This window comes from Roseateles sp. (assembly GCF_049240545.1).
GTDB lineage: Bacteria > Pseudomonadota > Gammaproteobacteria > Burkholderiales > Burkholderiaceae_C > Paucibacter_A.
On the sequence record NZ_JBMLSK010000294.1, the window covers coordinates 1 to 4344 of the forward strand.

The following is a 4344-nucleotide window of genomic DNA, read 5'->3' on the forward strand; positions in this document are numbered from 1 at the left end:
CGATGAGCGCGGCCACCGCGAAGGCCTGGGTCGGCCGCTGGTGCTTGGCAGCGTCGCTGGCCAGCCGCTCAGACAGGATCAGCGGATCGAACGCCACGCGCGGGAACATGCCGGCCCAGATCGCCTGCACCTGCGGGATCACCTCGCGCAGTTTGTCGGGTCTGGCGCGAATCGAGAACCAGAGGTGCTCGCGGCGGTTCTGGTGGAAGAGCTTTGCTCCTTCCGCGGTGGTGAGGCCACCGTAGCGAGCGGCCGCCACCACACCGACGATGGTCGCGGGCACCGTGCTCGGGGGCTCGCCGAGCGCCACGAGCAGGGTCCTGCCCAGCGCATCGGCCGGCTGTGCCAGCCCGAGGTTGCGGGCGGCAGCAGCGTCGATCACCACGTTGATGCCACGTCGAGCCGTCTGCTCGAATGTGAGGCCATGCCCCGCGTCCAGCTCGTGTTCCTGTCCGAGACGGCGGCCCGCCAGCAGCGGCACGCGGTACAGGTCGAAGAAGGTGTCGTCGATCGACGCCATGTCGATGACCGTGGTCGCGGCATCCGGGCGGTCGGCAAGGCGAGCCGAGACCGGGTCCGGGTTGAACACGGTCGGTATCCGCTCCGACGAAGACACGGCCAGAACGCCGGGCAGCACCCGGACCTCCCGCATGAACGCCTGAGCGCCATCGCGCACCTCGGGCCATCGCAGTCCCCATAAGGTGACCACATGATCGGTGTCGATGTGGCGCTCGGCCGCTTGCAGGTGCCGGTACTGCTGCTGAGCCACCAGCAGCGCGATCAGCATGCCGATAGCCAGCGCGAACTGCGCCACCACGAGTGCCGTGCGCAGCCGCGTGCCGCCGGCGGTGGTGGTCGAGCGGTTGGCGTGCAGCGCTTCGCCAGGCCGCACGGCGGCCATCCGCAGTGCCGGCAGGGCGCCGGCCCCCAGGCCCAGCAGCGCCACCAGCAGTCCGGCAGCGGCAGCGGTCCACAGCCCCGCGGCCGGCACCGGGCGGTCCAGGAACTCGCCGAAGGGCGGCAGCAGCAGCTCGGCCAGCGCCAGCGCGCCCAGCACGCCCAGGCCGGCGGCCAGCAGCGACTGCAGCAGGAACTGCAGCACCACCTCGGCGCGGCTGGCACCGATCACCTTGCGCAACGCCACCTCGTGCTGGCGCAGGCTGGCCTGCGCCAGCGACAGGTTGAGGAAGTTGACAGCTGCGATCAGCAGCACCGCCGCGGCGACGGACAGCAGAATCGCCAGTTGCTCGCCGCTGCCGGACGGACGCATCAGGCCGTCGGCCAGACTGGCGTCCAGGTGCAGGCCCACAAGTGGGGCCGCGCCCAGGGCCATCACGTTGCGCAGCGGCACCTCGCCCAGCATCGCGCTGGGCGGAACGCGCCGCTCGACCAGCGTGCGCAGGTCACGGTTCAAGGCGTCGACCGACGCACCCGGCTTGAGCTTGAGAAAGGTCCGCGACCAAGTGGCCCGCCATGACTCGAACGTGGCACGATGCGCGGCAAACGTCTGGTCGCTGTAGAGCATCAGCACGCGCTGCAAACCCAGGTGACTGTTGGGCGGCGGCTCACGCACCACGCCGCTGACGCGAGACACCCACTTGCCGCAGCAAGGCAGGTCCACCTCGACCTCGCGGCCGATCACATCGGTGCTGCCAAACCAGGCCTTGGCGGTGGACTCGACCAGCACCATCGAGTGCCGGTCCACCAGGGCGGTCTCCGCCCGCCCGGCGATGAACTCAAGCGGGAAGATGCGCAGGAAGTCGGCGTCGACGAACCAGCTCTGCGGGTTCTCGCGCCGCTCTCCCTGGTCATTGCGGTACAGCACACGCAGCGTGCGCGGGATCATGCGCGCACCGGCCTCGACCTGCGGCAGGTCCTGCAGGATGAAGGGCAGGGCCACGCCGGGTGCAGCCGGGCTGACATCCGGCGGCTGGCCCGGGCTGTTGGTGGTGGTTGTCAGCTTGACGATGCGCTCGGCATCGGGCCAGAAGCGGTCGTACGACATCTCGTAGCGCGCAAACATCAACACCAGCAGGCAGGTGGCGCAACCCAGAGCCAGGCCGACGATGTTGATGGCGCTGCCGACGGCGTCGCGGCGCAGTGCGCGCAGCGCGACCGCCGCGTGGCTGAGCCATAGACGTGTGGTGGCGTTCATCGGTTCTTCCTGCGGTCGACGGATTGCCGGATCAGCGTGCGCGGCCCAGTGGACGCGCAGGCCGCATTGCTGCTGCCATGCGCAGCCGGGCCGCCGATCCGCAACGCGTTGAAAGACGTGGATTGGCAACGCCGGTCGCGTATGGCGCAACCCGTCGACCGGCTGGCACTGCGCTGCGCTTCCGAGCGACGTGCCCGGCGCTGCGGATCACGATCGAGCTGCATGCCGGCGCCGCCGCGGCTACAGCGCCGGCAGATCGGCGCGGTCGGCCGCCTGCCACATCACCCGCAGCCGCTCGGACGCCGCTGCCGCCTGTGCCGAATCGCCGCGTGCCTGGGCAAGCCGCAGCTCCGCCATCTGCGTCCACGCGTTCGGCCCGTAGTGCTTGACCGTTGCAGCAGTCTCTTTCGCCGCTTCCTCGTGCCGGCCGGCCGCCAGAAGCGCACCCACCAGCGCCAGCCGGCCGCTGGCGGCCAGTCGCGGCGGCTCGCCGCCCGCCTCGTCGTCCCAATCGGCGGCCTGGCGCAGTGCGGCGATCGCCGCCTCGTGCCGTCCCTCGGCCCGTGCGATCTCGCCGCGCGCCCAGGCCCCGGCCACCCGCAGGAGTTCAGGCGCCGGTTCACGGAACAGGCGCGCGCGCCGCACGGTGCCGAGGTCCATCAGGCTGTCGAACTCCGCCAGTTCCTTCTGCGCCGATGCGGGGCGGCCGGTGCGGGCGAGGGCGATCGCGCGCGCGGCATGCCGGAATGCCTCGGCCACGCCCAGGCCCGGCGGCGGCGCTGGCTGTGCCAGGACTTCATCCCACTGCTGCGCACGCAGAGCGGTCAACGGCGCGAGCATCAGCGCGTACTCGCCGTGCCCGCCGGGGATGGTGGAGAAGCGCTGCTCGAACGCGCGCGCGGTGGCCAGCGCAAGCTCGAAGCGGCCTTCCTTGAGTGCGGAAAACCAGACAAAGTGCTGGTGGTGGTAGTCCCAGCCGCCGGCGCGCTGGCTCACGCCCTGAGAGGCGAGCGCAGCGTCGTAGCGCTTCTGCACCTCCAGTGCTTCCTGGTTGACCCGTGTCGCATCGGCGAAGCGGCCGAGATGCTGGTAGATGTGGCTGGGCATGTGCACCAAGTGCGGCGCGCCAGGGGCGATGCGGGCCAGCCGGTCGGCCGCAGCCTCGGCCTGGCCGGGCGCGGGCGACTGCTCGGCGGCGTGGATCAGCAGGTGCATCGCGCCGGTGTGCTGCGGATGCCCCTCGGTGGCGGTGCGCAGCCGGGCCACGACATCGGCCATCGCGCCCGTGGGTGCGCCGGTCTTGCGGTCCCACCAGTCCCAAGGGCTGGTGGTCATCACGGCGTCGGCGTACAGCGTCACGACGTCGGGGTCGTCGCCGAAGCGCTGCACCACATCGGCCATCGCCGCGGCATAGGCCAGCTCCTGCGCGTCGACGCTGCGCTCCGTGGGCCGCCCGGCGCACATGGCGACCCCGCGCGCTTCCCAGGCGCGCTGCTCGCGCTCGTCGGCGCGGCCGTAGCGCACCGCCATGGCGTCGATCAGCGCACGTTCCAGCGGCGTGACGCCGGCCGCGGCCGCCTGCGCCCGTGCGATATGGCGGCGGATGTCGCCGACAGGCCCGCGGTTGTCGTTGTTGATGTTCGGCGCCTGCGCCAGCGCCACGCCCCAGGCGCACATCGCGCAGGTCGGATCGCGCGCCAGTGCGGCGCGGAACACGCGGGCGGCCTGTGCATGCTCGAAGGCGTAGAGCAGTTGCAGGCCGTGGCCGAACAGCGCGCGCGCCTGTGCATCGCCAGCCGTGACTGCGAAGCGGGACTCGCCCAGCCCGGGCACCGGCTGGTAGGTTGCGGGCACGCGCGCCGGCGGATCAAGGCTGGCGCAGGCGGCCAGCAGCACCGCGACCGTCAGGGGGGCGATCCGCCGTCTGCCGGTTGCAGCGATGCCGCGAAGGGAAGCTCCCGCAATGGGCGTCCGCACGCGGGCGAGGGTCTTGGGCGACTCGGGTCTTCCGGTCATTGCAGCTCCTTGGGTGGGTGGATCCTCATGAGCGCCAGCGCGCGCGGTGGTTCATTCATGTCCGAGCTCCTCGATCGGGCGGCGCCGTGCCGCGACGAACAGGCGGCTGGCAGTGACTGCCCAGGTCAGCGCGATGGCGGCGACCAGCGCCAGGACGAACGGCGCCGGCGTCA

The 4344-nt window shown here is 71.6% G+C and carries 2 protein-coding genes; both read right to left on the reverse strand.

The features are described 5' to 3' along the window. Positions 1-2155, reverse strand: a 2155-nt coding sequence (locus ACOVRJ_RS18840) for an ABC transporter permease (protein WP_422045363.1), incomplete at its 3' end; no start/stop codon positions are given. Between the two features lie 240 nt (positions 2156-2395). Continuing rightward, positions 2396-4171, reverse strand: coding sequence for a hypothetical protein (locus ACOVRJ_RS18845; protein ID WP_422045364.1), 1776 nt, complete (start codon positions 4169-4171; stop codon positions 2396-2398). Positions 4172-4344 lie beyond the last annotated feature (173 nt).